The organism is Mycolicibacterium llatzerense (assembly GCF_025331195.1).
Lineage (GTDB): Bacteria > Actinomycetota > Actinomycetes > Mycobacteriales > Mycobacteriaceae > Mycobacterium > Mycobacterium llatzerense.
On sequence record NZ_LXOV01000012.1, the window covers coordinates 734,738 to 757,566 of the forward strand.

At 68.1% G+C, this 22,829-nt stretch carries 23 protein-coding genes; 1 reads left to right on the forward strand and 22 read right to left on the reverse strand.

What is annotated here, in order from left to right; translation table 11 throughout:
* Position 1 precedes the first annotated feature (1 nt).
* From A7G45_RS18400 to A7G45_RS18460, 13 genes are all read right to left on the reverse strand, one after another.
* The gene (locus A7G45_RS18400; protein WP_043399167.1) at positions 2–526 is read right to left on the reverse strand and encodes an adenine phosphoribosyltransferase; all 525 of its coding nucleotides are present in this window, start codon (positions 524–526) and stop codon (positions 2–4) included.
* The gene (locus A7G45_RS18405; protein WP_260939235.1) at positions 523–2,163 is read right to left on the reverse strand and encodes an ABC transporter substrate-binding protein; all 1,641 of its coding nucleotides are present in this window, start codon (positions 2,161–2,163) and stop codon (positions 523–525) included. The genes A7G45_RS18400 and A7G45_RS18405 overlap by 4 nt, the downstream gene beginning before the upstream one ends.
* A gap of 6 nt (positions 2,164–2,169) precedes the next feature.
* On the reverse strand, positions 2,170–3,423 hold the full coding sequence (secF, locus tag A7G45_RS18410; protein WP_260939236.1) for a protein translocase subunit SecF: 1,254 nt from the start codon (positions 3,421–3,423) through the stop codon (positions 2,170–2,172).
* A gap of 7 nt (positions 3,424–3,430) precedes the next feature.
* Positions 3,431–5,347, reverse strand: coding sequence for a protein translocase subunit SecD (gene secD / locus A7G45_RS18415; protein WP_260939238.1), 1,917 nt, complete (start codon positions 5,345–5,347; stop codon positions 3,431–3,433).
* Positions 5,348–5,413: 66 nt separating this feature from the next.
* On the reverse strand, positions 5,414–5,746 hold the full coding sequence (gene yajC, locus A7G45_RS18420; protein WP_043399174.1) for a preprotein translocase subunit YajC: 333 nt from the start codon (positions 5,744–5,746) through the stop codon (positions 5,414–5,416).
* 150 nt (positions 5,747–5,896) lie between these two features.
* Positions 5,897–6,652 (reverse strand): lytic transglycosylase domain-containing protein, encoded by a 756-nt coding sequence (locus A7G45_RS18425; RefSeq protein WP_260939790.1) that lies wholly within the window; start codon positions 6,650–6,652, stop codon positions 5,897–5,899.
* A gap of 32 nt (positions 6,653–6,684) precedes the next feature.
* Complete coding sequence (locus A7G45_RS18430) at positions 6,685–7,071, reverse strand: DUF1304 domain-containing protein (RefSeq protein ID WP_260939240.1); 387 nt, start codon at positions 7,069–7,071, stop codon at positions 6,685–6,687.
* A gap of 5 nt (positions 7,072–7,076) precedes the next feature.
* The gene (gene ruvB, locus A7G45_RS18435) at positions 7,077–8,135 is read right to left on the reverse strand and encodes a Holliday junction branch migration DNA helicase RuvB (protein ID WP_043399180.1); all 1,059 of its coding nucleotides are present in this window, start codon (positions 8,133–8,135) and stop codon (positions 7,077–7,079) included.
* Positions 8,132–8,719 (reverse strand): Holliday junction branch migration protein RuvA, encoded by a 588-nt coding sequence (ruvA, locus tag A7G45_RS18440; RefSeq protein WP_260939244.1) that lies wholly within the window; start codon positions 8,717–8,719, stop codon positions 8,132–8,134. The genes ruvB and ruvA overlap by 4 nt, the downstream gene beginning before the upstream one ends.
* Positions 8,716–9,273 (reverse strand): crossover junction endodeoxyribonuclease RuvC, encoded by a 558-nt coding sequence (ruvC, locus tag A7G45_RS18445; protein WP_043399186.1) that lies wholly within the window; start codon positions 9,271–9,273, stop codon positions 8,716–8,718. The genes ruvA and ruvC overlap by 4 nt, the downstream gene beginning before the upstream one ends.
* Before the next feature lie 77 nt (positions 9,274–9,350).
* On the reverse strand, positions 9,351–9,668 hold the full coding sequence (locus tag A7G45_RS18450; protein ID WP_260939245.1) for a hypothetical protein: 318 nt from the start codon (positions 9,666–9,668) through the stop codon (positions 9,351–9,353).
* 11 nt (positions 9,669–9,679) lie between these two features.
* Complete coding sequence (locus tag A7G45_RS18455; RefSeq protein WP_043399196.1) at positions 9,680–10,435, reverse strand: YebC/PmpR family DNA-binding transcriptional regulator; 756 nt, start codon at positions 10,433–10,435, stop codon at positions 9,680–9,682.
* A gap of 95 nt (positions 10,436–10,530) precedes the next feature.
* Positions 10,531–12,501: an ArnT family glycosyltransferase gene (locus A7G45_RS18460; protein WP_260939246.1), complete on the reverse strand. Its 1,971-nt coding sequence runs from the start codon at positions 12,499–12,501 to the stop codon at positions 10,531–10,533.
* 149 nt (positions 12,502–12,650) lie between these two features.
* Between A7G45_RS18460 and A7G45_RS18465 the strand changes: the two genes are divergently transcribed.
* Positions 12,651–13,856 (forward strand): esterase/lipase family protein, encoded by a 1,206-nt coding sequence (locus A7G45_RS18465; RefSeq protein ID WP_260939247.1) that lies wholly within the window; start codon positions 12,651–12,653, stop codon positions 13,854–13,856.
* Between the two features lie 45 nt (positions 13,857–13,901).
* Here A7G45_RS18465 and pdxT read toward each other — a convergent pair whose 3' ends face one another.
* From pdxT to thrS, 9 genes are all read right to left on the reverse strand, one after another.
* A complete protein-coding gene (gene pdxT, locus A7G45_RS18470; protein ID WP_260939248.1) occupies positions 13,902–14,486 on the reverse strand; it encodes a pyridoxal 5'-phosphate synthase glutaminase subunit PdxT in 585 nt (194 codons plus the stop codon).
* Positions 14,483–15,328, reverse strand: coding sequence for an acyl-CoA thioesterase II (tesB, locus tag A7G45_RS18475; protein ID WP_260939249.1), 846 nt, complete (start codon positions 15,326–15,328; stop codon positions 14,483–14,485). The genes pdxT and tesB overlap by 4 nt, the downstream gene beginning before the upstream one ends.
* Before the next feature lie 9 nt (positions 15,329–15,337).
* The gene (gene pdxS / locus A7G45_RS18480) at positions 15,338–16,243 is read right to left on the reverse strand and encodes a pyridoxal 5'-phosphate synthase lyase subunit PdxS (protein ID WP_260939250.1); all 906 of its coding nucleotides are present in this window, start codon (positions 16,241–16,243) and stop codon (positions 15,338–15,340) included.
* A gap of 69 nt (positions 16,244–16,312) precedes the next feature.
* On the reverse strand, positions 16,313–17,353 hold the full coding sequence (locus A7G45_RS18485) for an NUDIX hydrolase (protein WP_260939252.1): 1,041 nt from the start codon (positions 17,351–17,353) through the stop codon (positions 16,313–16,315).
* A gap of 22 nt (positions 17,354–17,375) precedes the next feature.
* Complete coding sequence (locus tag A7G45_RS18490; protein ID WP_260939254.1) at positions 17,376–18,506, reverse strand: glycosyltransferase family 4 protein; 1,131 nt, start codon at positions 18,504–18,506, stop codon at positions 17,376–17,378.
* Positions 18,506–19,459 (reverse strand): phosphatidylinositol mannoside acyltransferase, encoded by a 954-nt coding sequence (locus tag A7G45_RS18495; protein ID WP_260939255.1) that lies wholly within the window; start codon positions 19,457–19,459, stop codon positions 18,506–18,508. Before A7G45_RS18495 ends, A7G45_RS18490 begins: the two co-directional genes overlap by 1 nt.
* Positions 19,456–20,115: a phosphatidylinositol phosphate synthase gene (gene pgsA / locus A7G45_RS18500; protein WP_260939257.1), complete on the reverse strand. Its 660-nt coding sequence runs from the start codon at positions 20,113–20,115 to the stop codon at positions 19,456–19,458. The genes A7G45_RS18495 and pgsA overlap by 4 nt, the downstream gene beginning before the upstream one ends.
* Positions 20,112–20,720, reverse strand: coding sequence for an ATP adenylyltransferase (locus A7G45_RS18505; RefSeq protein ID WP_043986261.1), 609 nt, complete (start codon positions 20,718–20,720; stop codon positions 20,112–20,114). Before A7G45_RS18505 ends, pgsA begins: the two co-directional genes overlap by 4 nt.
* On the reverse strand, positions 20,717–22,777 hold the full coding sequence (thrS, locus tag A7G45_RS18510) for a threonine--tRNA ligase (protein WP_260939259.1): 2,061 nt from the start codon (positions 22,775–22,777) through the stop codon (positions 20,717–20,719). Before thrS ends, A7G45_RS18505 begins: the two co-directional genes overlap by 4 nt.
* Between the last annotated feature and the right edge of the window lie 52 nt (positions 22,778–22,829).

Genomic DNA, 22,829 nt, shown 5'->3' on the forward strand with positions numbered 1-22,829 from the left:
CTCAGACCACGTACAGGCTGGTGACCGGCAGCGGTTCCAATACAGCGCGTCCACCCAGGCCATTCAGCTCCAGCACCACCGCCGCGGCGGTCACCGTCGCACCCGCCGCCTGCAGCAGACGGACCGTCGCAGCAACCGTTCCGCCGGTGGCGAGCACGTCGTCTATGACGACAACACGCCGGCCGGTCAGATCGATCCCGTCGGCGGGAATCTCCAGCGTGGCGGTGCCGTACTCCAGCGCGTAGGCCTGGCTGTGCACCGGCGGCGGCAACTTCCCGCCCTTGCGGACCGCAAGGACACCGGTACCCAACCGCGTCGCGACCGCGGCGCCCAGCAGGAAGCCGCGGGCGTCGATACCGGCGACCAGGTCCACGCCGTCAGCCACTTCGGCCAGTGCTGCCGTCACGGCCGCCAGTCCGCGGCCGTCGGCCAGCAGCGGCGTCAGATCCTTGAACTGGATACCGGGCTCCGGGAAATCCGGCACCTCACGGACCAGTTCGGCGAAGAGGGTATTCAGGTCACTCATTTGCTCCCCCAACGGTCCATGTTCCAGCCGGCACCCCACCGCGTGGGGTTGGCGCGCACCAACGTCATGTCGTTCGTCACCAGCAGGGTCCGCTGCTGGCGGTACAGCGGCAGGGTCGGCACGTCGCCCCACAGCACCGTCGCCCCTTCGCCGAGCAGGCGCGCCTGCTCCTTGGGATCGGTGATGATCGCCAGGGCGGCGATGACGCCGTCGACCCGCTCGTTGGCATATCCCGACAGGTTGTTGCCGTTGCCGCTGTGCAAGGCGTACGAATCCACCACCGACGAACCACTGGACCCGCTACCCGCGGCTCCCCCGCCACCGGACAGCAACACGTCAATGTCGTTGGCGCGCAGGCTTTGTGCGCCCACCGTCGGCGACGCCACCTCCTGCACCGTGATGCCGGCAGCGGCGCACGACTTGGTGATCGCGGCGACCACCGACGCCAGCCGAGCGTCCGGGCCGCGATAGCCCATCCGCACCGTCAGGGGCTGGCCGTTGACGGCAGCGCGCGCGCCGTCCACGTCGGCGGCGGCGAATTGTCCACTCGCATCCACGTTTTCGGCCACCGCGAGGGAATCGTCAGACGCGGTGTTCAGCCGGGCGTTGCTGGCCGGCACCCCGACCGCAGCGGCGATGGCGTCCCGCGGCGTGCAGAGCGCGACGGCTCGGCGCGCACCGGGATCGGCCAGCGCACCCTGCGCCGCGAAGATCAACTGCTGGATGTCATCTGAGGCGCTGTCCTTGCGGGTGTAACTCGCCGGCACATCGTCCTTGCCGATCACCCCGGCGGCGACATCGACGATCTCGGCCTTGCCCGACTTGATCCGGCTCGCCAGGTCGGCGCCGCGCGGTGACACCGTGATCTTGCCGATCACTGGCTTGGCGCCCCACCATTTGTCGTTGGCCGCCAAGGTGATCGAGCCGTCCTTGGCCACCGACGCCAGCTTGTACGGGCCGGCCGACGGGAACCGCTTGAGGTCCGCATCGGGTTTCAGATCCCAGGTGGTGTTCCAGGCCTCGGCGATCTTGTCGATGGTCGGTCCGTCGCCGGTTTGCAGCGCCTTCGCCACTCCGCCGTCGCCGAGGCCCAATGCGTCGTCCAGCACGTGCGCCGGCAGCATCGACGTCGCGGCGAACAACTGCCCGTAGTCCGTGACCGCGCGGTCACGGACGAAGACGGCGCGAGCCCGCTTCTGGCCCGGGGTGCAGTCGACGGCGGCGAGATCGGCGTATCCAGCACGGCTGGCCGCGTCGAACGCCGGGAACTGCCCCGACTGCGCGGCCCAGGCCAGCACCATGTCGTCGCAGGTGACGGGCTTGCCGTCGGAGTACACGGCACTGTCGTTGATCTTGTAGTCGAGGGTCAGCGGGGCGCGGCCGACGACAGAGACGGTGCCGAAGTCACGGTCGGCGACCACCTGCCCGTCGGGCCCGCGAAAGTTGAAGCCTGTCTGCACCCGCGAAAAGGCCTGCGGCGCACCGGATGCCGCGCCGACGACCGACGCGGTGTTGTAGGTGGGCAGAGCGCCGTCGACGATGTAGTCGACGGCGTCAGCCGAACTGTCACAACCGGTTAGGCCGAAACCGGCCACCAACATCACCGCACCGGCCAATGCGCGGAACCGCACAGGCATGGTGGGCTAGCCCCGGCTGTTTCGCTTACCCGACGGCTTACCGGTGGGCCGCAAGGGCTTGGCCCCCGGCGCCGGCTTTGCCGGTGCGTCCACCACGCCGACCGTCACCTCGTCGCCACCGGAAGTGCCGCGCTCGGTCGACGACTTGCGGCGGTTGAGCACGCGGCGGGTGTGGTTCTTGACCAGGTCGGTGCGCTCGCGCATCGACACCAGCAGCGGAGTGGCGAAGAAGATCGACGAGTAGGTGCCGACGATGACACCGACCAGCTGAACGAGCGCCAGGTCCTTGAGCGTGCCCACGCCCAGCAGCCACACCGCGACCACCATCAGCGAGATGATCGGCAGCGCCGAGATGAGGCTGGTGTTGATGGACCGCATGAAGGTCTGGTTGACCGCCAGGTTGGCCTGCTCGGCGAAGGTCCGTCGAGTGGTGTGCTCGAAGCCGTGGGTGTTCTCCTCGACCTTGTCGAACACGATGACGGTGTCGTACAGCGAGAAGCCCAGAATCGTCAACAGGCCGATCACCGTGGCCGGCGTGACCTCGAACCCGACGAGCGAGTAGACACCCGCCGTACTGACCAGGTCGAACGCCAGTGAGGCCAATGCCGCCAGCGCCATGTACCGCTCATAGCGAATGGTGATGTAGATGGCGACGATGACGACGAACACCACCAGCGCGATCAGCGCCTTCTTCGTGATCTGATCACCCCAGGTCGACGAGACCGCGGAGTCGCTGATCACGTTCTTGGAGGCCTTGCCGTCCTCGCCCTTCGGCTGGAACGCATCGAACAGCGCGTTGCGCAGCTTCTCGGTGTCCGCGGTCGACAGCGTCGAGGTGCGGATCTGCAGGGTGGCCGAGTCGCCGTTACCGACCCGCACGACCGACTCCGGCGCGTGGCCGAGGGTCTTGCTGAAGACGTCCTCGACGCCCTGCGGGGTGGCAGTGGCGCTGACACCCGCGACGGGCATGGCGACCTTGGTACCGCCCTCGAAGTCGATACCGAAGTTGAATCCACGGATACCGATGCTGGCGATCGCGATGAGCATGATCAGCGCGCTGATCGCGTACCACATGCGGCGCTTGCCGATCACCTCGAAGGCGCCGGTACCGGTGTAGAGCCGGACGAAGAAGCTGTGGTGCGGCAGGTTGCCGTCCGGCTCCGAGGCCGTGGTTTCCGCGACCTCGGTGGCCGAATCCTCTTCGGCCGCAGCCGATTCGGTCAGTTCCAACTCGGTGTCATCTGCTGAATGCTTCGACATATCGGTGTTACCCCCGTCCCGTCAGGCTGGCCGCTCGCCGCTCGCGCGCAATCTGCTGCACGGCGCCGAGGCCGTTGTACGAAGGCTTGGCCAGGGTGGCCGACTTGGATGCCAGGAAGACCAGCGGCCAGGTCACCAGGAACACCACCACGACGTCGAGGATCGTGGTCAGGCCCAAGGTGAACGCGAAGCCCTTCACCTGGCCGACGGCCAGGACGTACAGCACCAGGGCGGCCAGGAAGGTCACCGCGTTGCCGGACAGAATCGTCTTGCGGGCCCGGGCCCAACCGCGCGGCACCGCCGAGCGGAAGCTGCGGCCTTCCCGGATCTCGTCCTTGATGCGTTCGAAGAACACCACGAACGAGTCGGCGGTCGTACCGATACCGATGATCAGACCTGCGATACCGGCCAGGTCCAGCGTGTAGTTGATGTACCTGCCCAGAAGCACCAGGATCGCGAACACCATGGCGCCCGACGCGACCAGCGACAGCGCGGTCAGGACTCCGAGGACCCGGTAGTAGGCCAGCGAGTACAGCAGCACCAGACCGAGGCCGATCAGACCGGCCCAGAGCCCGGCCCGCAGCGACGTCAGACCCAGCGTGGCCGACACCGTCTCGGCCTCGGACGACTCGAACGACAGCGGCAGCGAGCCGTACTTCAGCACGTTGGCCAGGTCCTTCGCCGTGGTGGCGTTGAAGTGGCCGGTGATCTGCGTGCGTCCACCCGGGATCGCTTCCTGGATGGCGGGGGCGCTGACCACCTGGGAGTCGAGAACGAAGGCGGTCTGGGTGCCGATGTTGGCGGCGGTGAAGGTGGCCCACACATCGGCGGCCTTCTCCTTGAACGTGACGTCGACGACGTACTCGCCCTGCTGCTGATTCAGGCCCGACGACGCGTCCTTGATCTCGTCACCGCTGATGATCGACTTGTCCAGCAGGTAGACCTCTTTGTGGTCCTTGGAGCAGGTCACCAGCGGCAGGTTCGGGTCGTCGTTGCCGGCCAGCACGTCCTGCTGGTCGCAGCGGGTGGCCTGGAACTGCAGCGCGAGCAGCTGGATCTGCGGCTGCGTGCTCTGACGCAGGGCCTTCTCATCGGCGATGCGCTGAGCCAACTCGGCCTTGGGGCCGTGCGCATCGGGCGCGCCCGGTGCCGGAGCACCAGGGGCGGGAGCGGCCGGAGCACCGGGGGCCGGAGCGCCAGGGACCGGAGCGGCGGGGGCACCAGGCGCGGGCGCGCCGGGTTCTGCGGGCGCGGGCGCCGGAGCAGTCGGGCTGTCCGACGGTGCCGGGGTCGGCTCCTCGGGGAACGGCCGCGGCTGCGGGGCCGGCGCGGGCGCCGGAGCGGTGGATGCCGGGTGCGCGGGCACGCCCGGCGTCGGCTGGGTGACCGGGGCCTCGGGCTCGGCCGGGGCGATCAGCGGCGGCATACCGCCGCCGCCGGGACCACCAGGCATCGGCAGGATGCCCGGAGGCAGACCAGGGGCTCCGGGAGCGCCAGGTGCGCCGGGAGCCGGCGCGGCGGGCTTCGCGGGCTGCGCGCCCTGAGCCGGGATGACGTGCACGACGGGCCGGATGTACAGCCGCGCGGTCTGGCCCAGGTTGCGGGCCTCGCTGCCGTCCTGGCCGGGCACGGTGATGATCAGGTTCGAACCGTCGATGACGACCTCAGAGCCGGAGACACCGAGTCCGTTCACCCGGGATCCGATGATCTCCTGGGCCTGGATCAGCGCCTCGCGGGTGGGCGTCGAGCCGTCAGGGGTACGTGCAGTCAGGGTGACCCGGGTACCGCCCTGCAGGTCGATGCCCAGCTTGGGCTTGGCCTGCTTGTCGCCGGTGAGAAACACCAGTAGGTAGGCACCGACGAGCAGCGCCAGGAAGAACGACAAATAGCGGTATGGGTGCACCGGCGCCGAAGACGATGCCACGGTTCTAGGGTCTCCTTGAGATCGGTACGGTCAGCCCCGCAAAGGGTACGTGCTGGTGCGGGAATGTCAGCCTTCGGTCTTCGGCGCGCCCTCTTCGGCCGACGCCGCAGTCAATTCTTCGGAGTCCTCAGCCGAGTCCTCGGTGGCCTCGATACGGTCGCGCACGGCCAGCTTCATCCAGGTGGTGATGACGCCGGGGGCGATCTCCAGATCCACGTTGTCGTCGTCGATCCGGGCGATGGTGCCCAGCAGACCGGAGGTGGTGTGCACGCGGTCGCCGACATTCAGCGAGTTGTGCAGGTCGATGGTGGCCTGCATCTGCTTCCGCTGACGCCGCGATGCGAAGAACATGAACGCACCCATGACCAGGAGCAGCGGCAGAAAGACAACCAAATCCATGACAGCGAAAATCTTTCGTTCTGTTGAGTCTGTGAACAGGCAGGCGAGCCGGACCAGCCGAGCGCCGTGCCGCGGTACTGACCAGTGTGCCATCACGGGCGTCAGTGCCCGCAACCGGCGCAATCGCTGACCCGCCGAAACGGCAGGCGCCTAGCGCGTGGCGGGGTATCCGACGGGCAGCAGCACGTCGCCCGACGTGGTCCGGAAGTAGACCTGCCATTGGTAGTAGCCGGCGAACGCGGCGGGATCAGCGGCCAGTACCGCCGCGTAATCGTTGACCGCGCGGACATAGGCGCCGGAATGGTTGTAGTGGTGCACGGCGCGGTCGTGGTCGGCGGCGAAACCGTTGGCGGCCAGATAGCGACCGGCCGCCAGGATCGAGTCCCGGGGTGCGCGGATGTCCCCGGAGCCGTACGCGGCGAACGTCGACGGCAGGAACTGCATGGGGCCCTGTGCCCCGGCCGTACTGTCGCCGTTGATCCGGCCGAACCGCGACTCGATCAGGTTGATCGCCGCGAGGTAGGTCCAGTCGACCCCGGAGGCCGCCTCGGCTTCGCGGTAGTAGCCGAGCAGTTCGTCGGCGGGCGCCGGCGGCTGGATGGTCCACAGCGGGATGGCGTCGCGCGGCGGTGTCATGCCGAACAGCTGGCGGCCGGCGTCGACGTTGCGGTCGTAGGCCGCGGCCAGCGTCGGCGGGATGCGCGGGGCGATGACCGCATCCCACTCCGGATGCCTGGCGATCTCGCGGTACGCCGTCTGTTGCCGGTGCGCAGCGGCGATCAGTGCGGGTTCCGGCGTCGCCGGATCGCGCACGGCCTGTTCGTCGGCGACCAGGCCGTCGGCGAGTTGCACCGGGTCAGGACCGGGATCCGCGGCAGACGTGCCGCCACCGGTGAACGCCAGCACGACAGCAACAACGACGGTCGCGCAGCGGCGGATCACCCCAAGGATCCGATCAGCAAGGCGGCGATGCCGAGCACCGGCAAGGTGCCCTGGGTGATGGCAGCCCGCGCCTTGTCCGGGGACGACAGCAGCAGCACCAGCGCCGCGGCGGCCATGGAACCGATGCCTGCGAAGATCAGCGCCAGGCCGATGCCCTTGCACCCCATGATGATTGCCGCGATACCGACGGCGGTGACGATGGCCAGGAACAGGTTGTAGAACCCCTGGTTGAAGGCCAGCTCCTTGGTGTCCACCGCCTGCTGCTCAGTGAGGCCGAAGGTGGCCCTGGTCCGCGGCGAAGTCCAGGTGAGCGACTCCATCACGAAGATGTACACGTGCAACAGCGCGGCCAGGCCGGCAACGATCAACCCTGCAGTCAGCATGGGTCCTATTCAAACAGCCCGGACTGCCCAAATCCGTTTATCGGCGGTTGCAGGCCCAGATGCGTCCATGCCTGCGGGGTCGCCACGCGCCCCCGTGGAGTCCGCGCGATCATGCCGGCCCGCACCAGGAACGGCTCGCAAACCTCCTCGACGGTGGTGGCCTCCTCCCCGACCGCGACCGCCAGCGTCGAGACACCGACCGGACCGCCCCCGAAACTCTTTGTCAGAGCGGTCAATACGGCCCGGTCCAGCCGATCCAGGCCGAGCTCGTCGACGTCATAGACCGCCAGCGCCGCCTTGGCGACGTCACGGGTGATGACGCCGTCCGCGCGGACCTCGGCGTAGTCACGGACCCGGCGCAGCAACCGGTTGGCGATACGGGGCGTGCCGCGGGACCGCCGGGCCACCTCGGCGCCGGCCTCCACACCGAGCTCGATGCCGAGGATGCCGGCCGAACGGGCCAGCACGCGCTCCAGTTCGGGCGGTTCGTAGAAGTCCATGTGCGCGGTGAAACCGAACCGGTCGCGCAGCGGGCCGGTCAACGCGCCCGACCGGGTCGTCGCGCCGACCAGGGTGAACGGCGCAACCTCCAGCGGAATCGACGTCGCGCCCGGGCCCTTGCCGACCACCACGTCGACCCGGAAGTCCTCCATGGCGAGGTACAGCATCTCCTCGGCGGGCCGGGCGATGCGGTGAATCTCGTCGATGAACAGGACGTCGCCCTCGACCAGGTTGCTGAGCATGGCGGCCAGGTCGCCGGCACGTTCCAGGGCGGGGCCGGAGGTGACGCGCAGCGAGGTACTCAGCTCGGCGGCGATGATCATGGCCAGCGACGTCTTGCCGAGACCGGGCGGGCCGGACAGCAGGATGTGGTCGGGTGTGCCGCCGCGGTTCTTGGCGCCTTCGAGTACCAGTTGCAGCTGTTCCCGGACCCGGGGCTGGCCGATGAACTCACGCAGCGATTTGGGCCGCAGGCTGGCGTCGACGTCGCCTTCACCGACGGTCAGCGCGGGTGAGACGTCCCGCTCGTCGGGTTCGACGCCGTCGTCCTCGAACCGGCTCACTTCTTACCCAACATCGACAGGGCCGACCGCAACGCGGTCGCGGTGTTGGCCTCGGGATCGTTGGCCAGCACCTTGTCGGTGGCCTCTTCGGCCTGCTTGGCCGGAAAGCCAAGTCCGATAAGGGCTTCCACGACGGGACCGCGAATGGAATGCCCGCCGGCAACACCGACGCCGGCACCGGCCGTCGCGCCGATCTTGTCGCGCAGTTCCAGGACCATGCGCTCGGCGCCGCGCTTGCCGATGCCCGGCACGCGGGTCAGCGCCGTGACGTCACCATCGGCCAGGGCCTGCCGCAACGTCGGGGCGTCATAGACCGCCAACGTCGCCAGCGCGATCTTCGGACCGACGCCGGACACCCCGAGCAGGACGTTGAACAGGTCCCGGGCGTCGGAGTCGGCGAAGCCGTACAGCGTCTGGGAGTCCTCTCGCACGATCATCGCGGTGATCAGTCGGGACTCGGCGCCGCGGCGCAGGGTGGACAGGGTCGCCGGGGTGGCCATGATCTTGTAGCCGACGCCGGCGGCCTCGATCACCGCGTGATCGAGTGCGATGTCGATGACCTCGCCACGGACCGATGCGATCATGCGCGTGCCGCCTTCACCTTCGCTGCGTACTGCTTCTTGAATTCGGCGGCCTTGGCCTCCGCCTCGGCCATCCGGGCGATCATGGGCGCCCGCCAGCAGTGGCAGATGGCCAGGGCCAGGGCGTCAGCGGCGTCGGCCGGAGTTGGTTTCTGTTGCAGTCCAAGAATTTTGGTCACCATGGTGGTGACCTGAGCCTTGTCCGCGCGACCGTTGCCGGTGACCGCGGCCTTCACCTCACTGGGCGTGTGGAAATGCACGTCGATCCCCCGCCGGGCGGCCGCCAGCGCGATGACGCCGCCGGCCTGCGCGGTGCCCATGGCGGTATTCGCGTTCTGGTTGGCGAACACCCGCTCGATGGCGATCACGTCGGGACGATGCGTGTCCATCCAGTGCTCGACGGTGTCGCTGATGGTCAGCAGCCGGCGGTGCAACTCGACGTCGGACGGGGTACGCACCACGTCGACATCGAGCGCGGTGACCTTGCGCCCTGTGCCTCCCTCGACCATCGAGAGGCCACAGCGCGTCAGACCGGGGTCGACGCCCATCACCCGCACGCCTACTCCTCACTAGATCCCGAACAGCTGTTCGATAGCTTAGCGGGCAGCGGCGACAGGACGCGCCAGGGACACGCTCAGATCTGGAAGTAGCCGGACCGCGAGCCCCGCTGAATCTCCTGAGCCAGCTCGGCGATGCGCGCTTCGGACGCTCCCCACCAGCGGACCAGTTCACGGTCCGCCTGGACGCCCTCGCGTTCGACGATGATCGACCAGCGGGCCCCGAACAGCTTGGCCAGCAGCCAGAACGGCCAGACCAACAGGAATGGCAGCACCAGCGCGACTGCCAACCAATCCAGCAACGCGAAGTCGAGCGCGTCGAGCGTGTCCGAGTACGGCCACCAGCGCCGACGCACGCGCCACTGCGTCCCGTCGGGGTCCTTGACTACCGGCATGCCGAAGCCGACTACTCCTCGTCGAGCTGTGCGGCGACGTCGTCCGGGATGTCGACGTTGGTGTAGACGTTCTGCACGTCGTCACTGTCCTCGAGGGCGTCGACCAGTTTGAACACTTTGCGGGCACCCTCGATGTCGACCGTGACCGACACCGACGGCTGGAAACCGGACTCGGCCGAGTCGTAGTCGATGCCGGCGTCCTGCAGTGCGGTGCGCACGGCGACCAGGTCGGTCGGCTCGCAGATCACTTCGAACGCCTCACCAAGGTCGTTGACCTCTTCGGCACCGGCGTCCAGGACGGCCATCAGCACGTCGTCCTCGGTCTGGCCGTTCTTCTCCAGGGTGATGATGCCCTTGCGGGAGAACAGGTAGGACACCGAACCGGGGTCGGCCATGTTGCCGCCGTTGCGGGTCATGGCGACGCGGACCTCACCGGCGGCGCGGTTGCGGTTGTCGCTCAGGCACTCGATGAGCACCGCGACACCGTTGGGGCCGTAGCCCTCGTACATGATGGTCTGCCAGTCGGCGCCGCCGGCTTCTTCGCCGGCACCGCGCTTGCGCGCGCGCTCGATGTTGTCGTTCGGGACCGAGGTCTTCTTGGCCTTCTGGATGGCGTCGTACAGGGTCGGGTTGCCACCGGGGTCACCACCGCCGGTGCGCGCAGCGACCTCGATGTTCTTGATCAGCTTGGCGAACTCTTTACCTCGGCGCGCGTCCTTGACGGCCTTCTGGTGCTTGGTTGTCGCCCACTTGGAATGGCCGCTCATGCGTGTCCGCCCTCTTTCTGATCAAACGTCAGCTGACCAGTTTACGTGGACGGGTGACGCGCCCTGACCGGCCTGGTCGATCGCAGAATCGGAGGCTATTTCTTGACCGGTTGCGTCAGGTTGTAGACGGTGTCGGAACCGACCTTCAGCGGCGCGAAGTTGGCGCTCACCCAGTCCGCGATGTCACTGTGCGCATCGGCGCCCCAGTGCCCCTTGCTGTCGGACACGATGTAGTACGCCACTTCGTGATTGGCCACGTAGGACTGGAATTGCTGCAGCGTCGGCGCCGGGTCGCTGCCGCCGAACCCGCCGATCGCGATGACGGGCGTGCGGGTGTCGAGCTCCAGACCGGCAGCCGGCGACGACCGGTCGATCGCGGCGGACCACTTCGTGGTGGTGGCCTTGAGCAGCGCGTTCAGTTGGGGGTTGTCGTCACGCTGACCGAAGCCGCCATGTCCCTTGTCGTCCTTGTCCGCCGGGCCGACGGATGGGCCGCCACCGAGGTGCGGCTGACCGAAGGTCGCAAGCGAGTAGGCCACCGATCCCCCGGCCGCGCCGAACATCGCGAGACCCAGCGCCAGCGTCGCGATGCGCTTGCGGTTGTCCCCGGCACCGGCCCACACCAGTGCCACGGCGCCGACAATGGCGGCGACCAGGAGCACCCAGCGCAATGCGGGCAGCCAGTCGGCGTTACGGCCCAGGATCACGAAGCCCCACACCCCGCTGGCCAAAAGGACTGTCGTCAAACCGATCCGGTGGAACAGGGAATCCCGGCGGCGCCAGAACTCGATGACGAAGATCGCGAACATCGCGGCCATCGCCGGAGCCAGCGCGAGGCAGTAGTACGGGTGCACGTTGGTCTTCATGAAGCTCAGCACCAGGCCGACGCTCACCAGCCAGCCTCCGAACAGGATGGCGCCGGCGCGGACCCGATCGGTGCGGGGCGCCCGCCCGCGAGAAATCAGCACCAGCACGGTGGCCAGTAGCGCGGCCGGCACCAGCCAGCCGATCTCGAAGCCGAACTCGCCGGTGAACAACCGCGGCAGGCCCTGGGTCTGATCGCCGAAGCCGCCGCCGTGGTGCCCTGCCGTCTTCATCGCCTCGCCGGCGGCATGCCCGGCGTGCTCACCGGTGAGCGTGTGCACGGTCGACGGCTTGTCGGGGTCGGTCTTGCCCATGTGGTTCTTGCCGAGCACGCGACCAAAGCCGTTGTAGCCCAACACCAGATTCATGAAGCTGTTGTCGGTCGAGCCCGCCATGTACGGGCGCGACGACGCAGGCCACAGGATCGTCAGCACCACAAACCAGCCGGCGGAGACGAGCAGCGCACCCAACGCACCCAGCAGGTGCCATAGCCGGCTGCGCAGCGCGACCGGCGCGGCGATCAGGTAAGTCAGACCGAGGGCCGGCGCCACCATCACGCCTTCGAGCATCTTGGCCAGGAACGCGAACCCGAGTGCGACACCGGCCAGCGCCATCCACTTGGCGCCACCGCGGCGAGCCGCGCCGTCGACACTGTCTTTCAACGCCCGAACGGTGAAGCAGGCGGCCAGCGTCATCAGCAGCACCATGGCCGCGTCCGGATTGTTGAAGCGGAACATCATCGCGGACACCGGGGTTAGCGCGAGAACCGCGCCGGCGAGCAGGCCGGCGGCCGGACCACTGATCCGTCGTACCGCGGCGTAGAGCAGCCAGACCGAGCCGACCGCCATCAGCGCCTCGGGGATCAGCATGCTCGCGCTACTGAAGCCGAAGATCTGGCCGGACAAGGCCATCACCCACTGCGACAGCGGCGGCTTGTCGACGGTGATGACGTTGTTCGGGTCGATGGACCCGAACAGCAGCGCCTCCCAGTTCCGCGAACCGGCCCACACCGCGGCGGCGTAGAACTGGTTGCCCATGCCGTTGACGGTGATGTTCCACAGGTAGCCGATCGCGGTGACGATCAGGAGCAGGGCCAGCGCCGAGCGCTCACCGGTCTTGGTGGCGAGACTCCAGCGGCGCGGCGCCGGGGTCTGCGGCTCGTCCGTCGGGGCGTCCAGAACGGCAGCGGATGTCGTACTCACCCGACCATTAAGGCAGCCCCAGCTATGGCCGAGCTGTGAAGCGGGCGAGCCACCGCTATGACTTGGGGATAGCCCCGCAGTAGATGAATCTGCTCACAATCAGCAGATTCATCGCCAGCATATCCAGTGAACACTCGTACACTCACCGCATGGACGACCCCACTGCCAGCGAAGCCGGCGCCCTCGCCGAGCTCGGCCTCAATGAGCTGGGCACGGCCGTCGATGGCATCCACAAGATCCAGCGCGCCATCTCCGAGCGGGTGTTCCGGCTGGTGGGCTTCGGCGTCGGCCCGGCCGCCAAGCCCGTGAAGATCGTCTACGACGCCATCACCGACGGCGTCTACTCCACCATCAGTCACACGATGACGACCGCCGCGCCCATCGCCGGCAAGGCAGTCCACGGACAGGCCGCCGGAAAACTGTCTGAACACGCCGGTGGCGCCCGGGTGCTCGGCGCGCTGCAAGGGTTGATCGGCGACAAGCTCCACGAGCAGGGCTCGGTACTGGCGACCACCATGTCGGTGCGCGTCGAGGGCCGGCCGGTGGCTCTGGAGCCCGACAGCCTGCGAGCTGCCTATCCCGCCGCAACAGGTGACGTCGTGGTGTTTCTCCACGGTTTGATCGAGACCGAGGCGTTCTGGGCGCTCGGCAAGCGACCGACGTACAGCCAGCGGCTCGGGGCCGACATCGGCATCACCGGCGTCGAGATCCGCTACAACACCGGGCTGCACATCTCCGACAACGGCCGTCTGCTCGCCGAACTGCTGGACCAACTGGTGGCCGCGTGGCCGGTCCCGGTGACGACGATCTCGCTGGTCGGCCACTCGATGGGCGGCCTGGTGATCCGGTCGGCCTGCGCGGTGCCCGACCGGTCGTGGGTGGACCGGGTGCGCACCGTCGTCACGCTCGGCACCCCGCATACCGGTGCGCCGCTGGAGAAGCTCGCGCACTTCGGGTCGGCGGCGCTCAGCGCGCTGCCCGAGACCCGGCCGTTCGGCAGCCTGTTGCGGCGGCGCAGCACCGGGATCCGCGACCTGCGGTTCGGCTCCCTCGACGAACGCGACTGGCGCGACCGCGATGCCGATGCCCTGCGTGCCGAGGCGCAAACCGACGTCCCGCTGCTCGACGGGGTCGAGTACTACTGCGTGAGCGCGACCCTCGCCCGGACGCCGGCCAACCCGATCGGCTGGGTGCTCGGCGACGGGCTGGTGCAGGTGCGCAGCGCGCAAGGCCGAAGCAAGAAGCGCGACATGGGATTTGAGCGCGACAACCGCCTGCACCTACCGGAGGCGAACCACTTCACCCTGCTCAACGACGAACGGATCTACGACCGGTTGCGCGTCTGGTTGGCGTGATTTGTGCACGAAAATCCGCGGTCAGCGCGGAAAATCGTGCACAAATCACTCGAGGGAGTCGACGAAGAGCTTGTGAATGCGGCGGTCGCCGGTAACCTCGGGATGGAACGATGTGGCCAGCATGCGGCCCTGACGGACCGCGACGGGATGGCCGGCTGCGCGGGCCAAGACCTCGACTTCGGGGCCGACGCGCTCGACCCACGGCGCCCGGATGAACACCGCGTGCACCGGCTCGTCCAGCCCGACGAAGTCGAGGTCGCCTTCGAATGAATCGACCTGACGGCCGAAAGCGTTGCGCCGCACCGTCATATCGATCCCACGCAGCGGCAGAGCCTCGCGCCCCGGTACGCCCGCGTCGTTGATCTCGGTGGCCAGCAGGATCATTCCGGCGCAGGACCCGTAGCAGGGCATGCCCGCCGCCAGCCGGGCGCGCAACGGCTCCAGCAGTTCCAGCTCGCGCAGCAGATGACTCATCGCGGTGGATTCACCACCCGGAATCACCAGGGCGTCAACGCTATTCAGCTCGGTGAGGCGCCGGACCGTGGACACCTCGGCACCTGCGTCACGCAGGGCAGCCAGATGCTCTCGGGTGTCCCCCTGCAAGGCCAGGACACCGACGTGCGGGCTCACTCGGCCGGTGGGACGAAACCACGCTGGTAGCGAGTCAGCCCCTCCTGCATCACAGCGGCCACCATCTCGCCGTACTGGTTGAAAATCTTGCCCTGGGTCAGCGCACGGCCGCCGCACGCCGACGGCGACGACTGGTCGTACAGCAGCCATTCGTCGGCCCGGAACGGCCGCATGAACCACATGGCGTGGTCCAGCGAGGCGATGTTCATATGTTTGCGTGCCTCAAGATGATTCACCTGCGCCGAACCCAGCAGGGTCAGGTCGCTCATGTAGGCCAGGGCGCAGATGTGCAGGACGTGGTCGTCGGGCAGCGGGTCGCGATGCCGGAACCAGACCTGCTGCTGCGACGCCTTGCCGGGTACCCGGGCCACCTGGTCGCGCGGCACGATGCGCACGTCCCACTCGGCGAACTGGGCGAACCCGGCGTCGTCGAACGCGCCGGCGGACCGGAAGCCCTTCGACAGGTCGGGCGGCGGCGGCACCGGCATGGCGTCCTGGTGCTCGATGCCGGACTGATCGGTCTGGAAGGACGCCGACATCGAGAAAATGGTCTCGCCGTGCTGGATGGCACTCACGCGGCGGGTGCAGAACGACCCACCGTCCCGAATGCGCTCCACCATGTACACCGTCGGTGCGCGGGCGTCACCGGGACGCAGGAAGTACCCGTGCAGCGAGTGCACCTGGTACTTCGAATCCACGGTGCGCACCGCGGACACCAACGACTGACCGGCTACGTGGCCACCGAAAGTGCGCTGCAGGAAACCCGATTCCGGGCTGAAGACACTGCCGCGATAGATGTTGACCTCGAGTTGCTCGAGGTCGAGTATCTGCTCGATTGCCACGTGTTGGTTTTACCAGCCCCGCTCGGCGAGCCGATGCGGCTCCGGCACATCCTCCACGTTGATACCGACCATGGCCTCGCCCAGACCGCGCGACACCTTGGCCAGCGTGTCGGGGTCGTCGTAGAACGTCGTCGCCTTGACGATGGCCGCGGCGCGGGCCGCCGGGTCGCCGGACTTGAAGATGCCCGAGCCGACGAACACGCCCTCTGCGCCCAGCTGCATCATCATCGCGGCGTCGGCCGGGGTGGCGATGCCGCCAGCGGTGAACATCGTCACGGGCAGCTTGCCGGCCCGCGCGACCTCGACCACCAGCTCGTACGGCGCCTGCAATTCCTTTGCGGCAACGTACAGTTCGTCCTCCGACAGCGACGACAGCCGACGGATTTCGCCGCCGATCTTGCGCATGTGCGTGGTGGCGTTCGAGACGTCACCGGTGCCGGCCTCACCCTTGGAGCGGATCATGGCCGCGCCCTCGTTGATGCGGCGCAGCGCCTCACCCAGGTTGGTGGCGCCGCACACGAACGGCACGGTGAACTTCCACTTGTCGATGTGGTGGGTGTAGTCGGCCGGGGTCAGCACCTCGGACTCGTCGATGTAGTCCACGCCGAGGCTCTGCAGAATCTGCGCCTCGACGAAGTGGCCGATGCGAGCCTTCGCCATCACTGGGATGGTGACGGCGTCGATGATGCCCTCGATCATGTCCGGATCGCTCATCCGCGAGACGCCGCCCTGCGCGCGGATATCGGCGGGTACGCGCTCGAGCGCCATGACGGCTACGGCGCCTGAGCCTTCGGCGATACGTGCCTGCTCGGGTGTGACGACGTCCATGATGACGCCGCCCTTCAGCATCTCGGCCATGCCGCGCTTGACCCGGGCTGTGCCCGTCTGACCGCTGTTATCCGCTGCGGTATCCACTGCAATCTCCCTCAAGAATTTGGTACACGGCAAGTCTAGTGGCCGGTCCAAATCGGTTATCCGCGCAGGTCAGCGGATAGGCTGAGGCTCCGGGCCCGCCGCCCCCAATTCGCGCTTGCCGTCCGCCAATTCGCCTGCGAGCGAAAGGTATTCACCGAGCTGCAATGGATAGACAATCTCACCATCTGCGGCCAGCCGAGCGATGACCGCCGCGTCGCACCAGCGATGAGCGTGGATCGACTGCCGTTCCACCGTGGTGTGGCCACTGGTCACCGGTTCGAACCGTGAGGTGCGGTACACGAAGAAGAACTCCTCGCTGCGGATCACAGATCCGTTGAATTCGAACACCGCCTCGCGACGCCACACCGGGCCGGTCAGCTCGGCCGGGTCGACCTTCAGCCCGGTCTCCTCGGCGATCTCACGGGCGGCGGCGTCGGACAGCGACTCGTCTGGTTCGACCGCTCCCCCGACGGTGAACCACCACCGCGGCGCCATCAGCGGGTCGGCGGCCGGGTCACTGCCGCAGAACAGGAGCACCTGCCCATCCTGGTCCAGCAGCACCACCCGGGCCGACGTACGTCGGCCCGCGCCGGCCTCGTGCCGCGAGGCCCGTTCGACGATCTCGAAATACGTTGGCATGGCGGCGGTTCCGCCCAGATGCAACCAGCGCACCAGGGTTCGCTCGCGCAGCGCCAAGGTGTCGCGCACGGCGTCGTTGTGGAAGCGGCGGGCCAGCAGCACGCGGGCCTCGGCGTCGGCGAGCTCGGCGACCAACGACACCGGGATGGACGCCGGATCGACCTGCGCCAGGGCCGCCGACAGTTCGTTCTCGGCGGCCTCGCGGGCCGCCCGGGGTGCCAGTTCTGCATCGGCCGCGAGCCCTGCCAGCCGGCGTCCCGCCGGGCGGGACCCGTACGCATCGACGGCGACAGCCCGCGCCACCACCGCCCGCCGCGCCAGCGCCCCGTCCAGGGCCTGCCACGACAGGTCGTAGCGCACGTGCAGGCGGTCCAGCCGGTGCGCGGTCTGATACGCCCACACCACGGTGATCAGGACCGTCAGCGCCAGCCAGACCAGCGCGATCCAAAGGAACCAGTGCACGCCGGTCATTTCTTCTTCGCGCAAGCGCTCATCAGGCCTCCACCCGGACCTTCGTCCCCGACCCGGCCACCGTCTCGTAGACCAGCATGATCTGCTGCGCGACCACCGACCAGTCGTAGCGGCGCACTGCCTGGGTGGCTGCCTCGGCGTATCGGCGGCGGGCCGCGTCGTTCGACAACATCTCGACCAGCGCATCGCCGAGCGCCTCGGCGTCGTCGACCGGTACCAGTCGGCCCGCCTCGCCCTGATCGAGCACGCGCCGGAAGGCATCCAGATCGCTGGCCACCACGGGGGTGCCCGCGGCCATGGCCTCGACCAGCACGATGCCGAAACTCTCGCCGCCGGTGTTCGGGGCGCAGTAGACATCGGCGCTACGCATGGCCGACGCCTTCTCGGCGTCGTCGACCAGGCCGAGGAACCTCAGGTGCCCCGCGTGCTCGCCGACGGTCTCCTTGAGCGCGTCCTCGTCGCCGCGGCCGACGATCAGCACCTCGACGTCCGGGCAGGCAGCCACCAGTTTGGGCAGCGCACCGACGAGCACCTGCATGCCCTTGCGCGGCTCGTCGAACCGGCCGAGGAACAGCACGGTGCGGCCGGGCCGCGGATAGCCGGGCAGCAGCGGGGCGTGGTCGAACGCCGACACGTCGACGCCGTTGGGAATCTCCACGGCGTCCGAGCCGAGGGCCTCCATCTGCCAGCGCCGCGCCAGATCGGACACCGCGATGCGGCCCATGATCTTCTCGTTCCAGGGCCGCAGAATCCCCTGAAAGACGTTGAGCGTCAACGATTTCGTGGTCGAGGTGTGGAACGTCGCGACGATCGGTCCGCTGGCCACCATCAGCGCCAGCAGTGACAGGCTCGGCGCGTTGGGCTCGTGCAGGTGCAGCACGTCGAACTCGCCGTCGATGATCCAGCGCTTGACCATCCGGCGTGTCGCGGGGCCGAACCGCAGCCGCGCCACGGACCCGTTGTACGGGATGGGCACGGCCTTGCCACCGGAGACGACGTAGTCGGGCAGGTCGGCGTGCGTCTCCGCCGACGACGGTGCCAGCACGCTGACCTCGTGGCCGTAGCCGCGCATCACCTCGGCCAACTGCAGCACGTGTGCCTGAACGCCACCCGGTACGTCGAACGAGTACGGGCACACCATGCCGATGCGCATCAGTCGTTCCCGGCCAACCGGGCCCGACGTTCCTCGGACAAGTCGGCCAACCACTGCGGTTGCAGCATGTGCCAGTCGGTGGGGTGCGCGGCGATGCCTGCCTCAAAGCGCGTGGCCAGGTCCTGAGTGATGGCAGCGACATCGCCGCTGGACGTGTCGAGCGGCGACGAGACGTCGAACTGCCAGTCGTTGGGTTTGTTCCAGCACTGCACCGTCAGCAGCGTCGCACCCGTCGTCACGGCGAGCTTGGCCGGACCCGCCGGCAGCCGGGTCGGCTCGCCGAAGAGGTTGACCTGCACGCCATTTCGGGACAGGTCACGATCGGCCATGAGGCAGACGACGCGGCCCTCCTGCAGCCGTTCGGTGAGCACCTCGAACGGCGGACGCACGCCCCCGGTCAGCGGCAGAATCTCGAATCCCAGCGATTCGCGGTACTCGACGAAACGGTTGTACAGCGACTCGGGTTTCAGCCGTTCGGCAACCGTGGTGAACTTTCCGTACTGGTGCACCACCGAGACACCGGCCATGTCCCAGTTGCCACTGTGCGGCACCGCCAGGATGACGCCCTTACCGTTTTCGAGCCCCCGGGCAATGTGCTCGGTCCCGACCAGACAGTGCCGCAGCTTCTCACCGAGGGTGCGCTGGTTCATCGACGGCAGCCGGAACGCCTCCCGCCAGTACCGGCCGTACGACGCCAGCGAGGCACGGATCATGCGGCCGGGCACCTTGGCCGGCCGGACGCCCAGCACCCGGGCCAGATTCTTGCGCAGCTGCTCGGGACCGCCGCCGCGCGCCGCGTACAGCGCACCCGCGTCGAACATGTTGCGGGCGGCGAACTCCGGCATCGTCCGGATCAGGCCCCACCCGGCTGCGTAGCCGAGGTCCTTGATCTGCTCGCCCATCGGGACGTCGAAGCCCCCGAAGGACGGAACACCGCCGGTGGGAACGCTCATGGCTGCTCCTTGGTGGGCGAGCTCGACGGGAGTGGCGCATCGGCGCCCGGCGAGCGGCGCACCGAGGCGACGCGCTGCCCCAGCGTGATGACGCTGGCGACGGCGAGCACCCACATCGCGATGGGCAGCGCCAGCGGCAGCGGATGGATCGGCAGGTCCGAGAACCCGGCGCCCACCAGGACGATGATCAGCCGCTCCGGGCGTTCGATGAAGCCGCCGTCGGCGTTCAGTCCGCTGGCCTCGGCGCGGGCCTTGATGTACGAGATGACCTGCGAGGTGACCAGGCAGATCAACGTGGCGATGACCAGCGGCTTGTCGTGCATCTCGAACGCGATCCACCACAGCAGGCCGCAGAACACCGCGCCGTCACCGATGCGGTCGCACGTCGCGTCGAGCACGGCGCCGAGGCGCGTGCCGTAGCCGCGTTCGCGCGCCATGGCGCCATCGAGCATGTCGGCCAGCACGAAGAACCAGACCGTCACGGCGCCGTACCAGAGGTGTCCGGTCGGGAACAGTGTCAGCGCGCCGACGACCGATGCGGTGGTACCGATGACGGTGACGGCATCCGGCGTCAGCCCGATGCGCAGCGCTCCCCGGGCCAGCGGGCGGCTCAGCTTGGTGTAGGCCGCGCGGGTCAGCAGGTAGAAGTCGCTCACGGCTGGGTGGCTTTCCCGTCGCTGCGCTCGCCCCGGGTGGCTTTCCCGTCCTGCGCGGCCCATTCGTCGGCCAGCAACTTGCGGGTGTCACGCAGCAGCTGCGGGATCACCTTGGTGCCGCCGATGACGGTGATGAAGTTGGCGTCGCCGCCCCAGCGCGGCACCACGTGCATGTGCAGGTGATCGGCGAGCGAGCCGCCGGCGGACGTGCCCAGGTTGAGGCCGACGTTGAAGGCATGCGGGTTGGAGATGGACTTCATCACCCGAATCGCCTTCTGGGTGAACGCCATCAGCTCGCTGCTCTCGGCCTCGGTGAGGTCTTCGAGCTCGGACACCTTCCGGTAGGGCACCACCATGAGGTGCCCCGGGTTGTACGGGTACAGGTTGAGCACCGCGTAGACCTGCTCGCCGCGCGCGACGATCAGGCCTTCCTCGTCGGACATGGTGGGGATGTCGATGAACGGCTGCTTCGAGCCGGCCGACGTGCCCTCACCGCCCTTCATCGGAGCGTCGACGATGTAGCTCATCCGGTGCGGCGTCCACAGCCGCTGCAGATGGTCCACGTCACCGACCCCCCGGTCCACGATGCTCCGATCCTCGGTCACGCCTGCGCGCCCCGCGCTTCGTTCACCAATTCGGCTGTCGGGATGGCATTTTCGCGGCGGCCGATCCACCCCGTGAGGATCTCGATGGCCTCGGCCACCGGGACGCCGTTGACCTGGGTGCGGTCACCGAAGCGGAACGACACCGCGCCGGATTCGATGTCCTTGTCGCCCGCGAGCAACATGAACGGCACCTTCTGGTTGGTGTGGTTGACGATCTTCTTGGCCATCCGGTCGTCGCTGCCGTCGACCTCGACCCGCACGCCGCGCGACTTCAGTTGCGCCGCAACGTCATACAGGTAGTCCAGGTGCGCGTCGGCAACCGGGATACCGACGACCTGCACGGGGGCCAGCCAGGCCGGGAACGCACCGGCATAGTGCTCGGTGAGCACACCGAAGAACCGCTCGATGGAGCCGAACAGGGCGCGGTGGATCAGCACCGGGCGCTGACGGCTGCCGTCGGCCGCGGTGTACTCCAGCTCGAACCGGTCGGGCATGTTGAAGTCCAGCTGGATGGTCGACATCTGCCAGCTTCGGCCCAGCGCGTCCTTGACCTGGACGGAGATCTTGGGGCCGTAGAACGCGGCGCCGCCCGGGTCCGGCACCAGGTCCAGGCCGGAGGCCTCGGCCACCTCGCGCAGGGTCTCGGTGGCCTCATCCCAGAGCTCGTCGGAGCCGACGTACTTGTCCGGGTCCTTGGTGGACAGCTCCAGGTAGTAGTCGTCGAGGCCGTAGTCGCTGAGGAGATCCAGCACGAACTGCAACAGCGTGGTCAGCTCGTCGCGCATCTGCTCACGGGTGGCGTAGATGTGCGCGTCATCCTGCGTCATGCCGCGCACGCGGGTCAGGCCGTGGACAACGCCCGACTTCTCGTAGCGGTACACGCTGCCGAACTCGAAGAGCCGCAGCGGCAGCTCGCGGTACGACCGCCCCCGCGACCGGAAGATCAGGTGGTGCATGGGGCAGTTCATGGGCTTGAGGTAGTAGTTCTGCCCCGGCTTGCGCAGCGTGCCGTCCTCGTTGAACTCCGCGTCGATGTGCATCGGCGGGTACATGCCGTCGGCGTACCACTCCAGGTGTCCCGAGGTGATGTACAGCTGCTCTTTGGTGATGTGCGGGGTGTTGACGAACTCGTAGCCGGCCTCTTGGTGCTTGCGCCGCGAGTAGTCCTCCAGCTCACGCCGGATGATGCCGCCCTTGGGATGGAACACCGGCAGACCCGAGCCCAGCTCGTCGGGGAAGCTGAACAGGTCCAGCTCCACGCCCAGCTTGCGGTGGTCGCGGCGCAGCGCCTCCTCGATCAGTTCGAGGTGCTTGTCGAGCGCCTCCTGCGACTCCCAGGCGGTACCGTAGACGCGCTGCAGGCTGGCGTTCTTCTGGTCGCCGCGCCAGTACGCGGCGCTGCTGCGGGTGAGCTTGAACGCCGGGATGTACTTGGTGGTGGGAATGTGCGGGCCACGGCACAGGTCGCCCCAAACCCGTTCGCGGGTACGCGGATTGAGGTTGTCGTAGGCCGTCAGCTCGTCGCCGCCGACCTCCATGATGTCCGCGTCGCCGGACTTGTCGTCGACCAGTTCGAGCTTGTAGGGCTCCTTGGAGAGCTCTTCGCGGGCCTGGTCCTTGGACTCGTACACCCGCCGGTCGAACAGCTGACCGTCCTTGACGATCTTCTGCATGCGCTTCTCGAGCTTGGCCAGATCCTCGGGCGTGAACGGCTCGGCGACATCGAAGTCGTAGTAGAAGCCGTCGGTGATCGGCGGTCCGATGCCGAGCTTGGCGTCCGGGAACAGGTCCTGGACGGCCTGGGCCAGCACGTGGGCGCACGAGTGGCGGATGACGCTGCGGCCGTCCTCGGTGTTGGCGGCCACCGGAATGACCTCGACGTCGACGTCCGGGGTCCACGACAGGTCGCGCAGGCGGCCGTCGGCGTCCTTGACCACCACGATGGCGTCGACCTCGCCGCGCTGCGGGAGCCCGGCCTCGCGGACCGCGGCGCCGGCGGTAGTCCCGGCAGCGACCCGGATCGGGGCTGCTGGTGCGGGGCTGGCGACGGCGGTCATCGAGACACTCCTACGGGTTAGGTGACGATCGCGACCATGCTATCGGCACCGG

Coding starts and splice junctions, on each gene's coding strand:
- A7G45_RS18430 (WP_260939240.1), bottom strand. CDS start 7,071: ATGCTGACTGCAGGGTTGATCGTTGCCGGCCTGGCCGCGCTGTTGCAC.
- A7G45_RS18485 (WP_260939252.1), bottom strand. CDS start 17,353: ATGACCGGCGTGCACTGGTTCCTTTGGATCGCGCTGGTCTGGCTGGCG.
- yajC (WP_043399174.1), bottom strand. CDS start 5,746: ATGGATTTGGTTGTCTTTCTGCCGCTGCTCCTGGTCATGGGTGCGTTC.
- A7G45_RS18490 (WP_260939254.1), bottom strand. CDS start 18,506: ATGCGCATCGGCATGGTGTGCCCGTACTCGTTCGACGTACCGGGTGGC.
- A7G45_RS18455 (WP_043399196.1), bottom strand. CDS start 10,435: ATGAGCGGCCATTCCAAGTGGGCGACAACCAAGCACCAGAAGGCCGTC.
- A7G45_RS18450 (WP_260939245.1), bottom strand. CDS start 9,668: ATGCCGGTAGTCAAGGACCCCGACGGGACGCAGTGGCGCGTGCGTCGG.
- A7G45_RS18400 (WP_043399167.1), bottom strand. CDS start 526: ATGAGTGACCTGAATACCCTCTTCGCCGAACTGGTCCGTGAGGTGCCG.
- secF (WP_260939236.1), bottom strand. CDS start 3,423: ATGTCGAAGCATTCAGCAGATGACACCGAGTTGGAACTGACCGAATCG.
- thrS (WP_260939259.1), bottom strand. CDS start 22,777: ATGACCGCCGTCGCCAGCCCCGCACCAGCAGCCCCGATCCGGGTCGCT.
- A7G45_RS18495 (WP_260939255.1), bottom strand. CDS start 19,459: ATGAGCGTTCCCACCGGCGGTGTTCCGTCCTTCGGGGGCTTCGACGTC.
- ruvA (WP_260939244.1), bottom strand. CDS start 8,719: ATGATCGCATCGGTCCGTGGCGAGGTCATCGACATCGCACTCGATCAC.
- A7G45_RS18405 (WP_260939235.1), bottom strand. CDS start 2,163: ATGCCTGTGCGGTTCCGCGCATTGGCCGGTGCGGTGATGTTGGTGGCC.
- A7G45_RS18465 (WP_260939247.1), top strand. CDS start 12,651: ATGGACGACCCCACTGCCAGCGAAGCCGGCGCCCTCGCCGAGCTCGGC.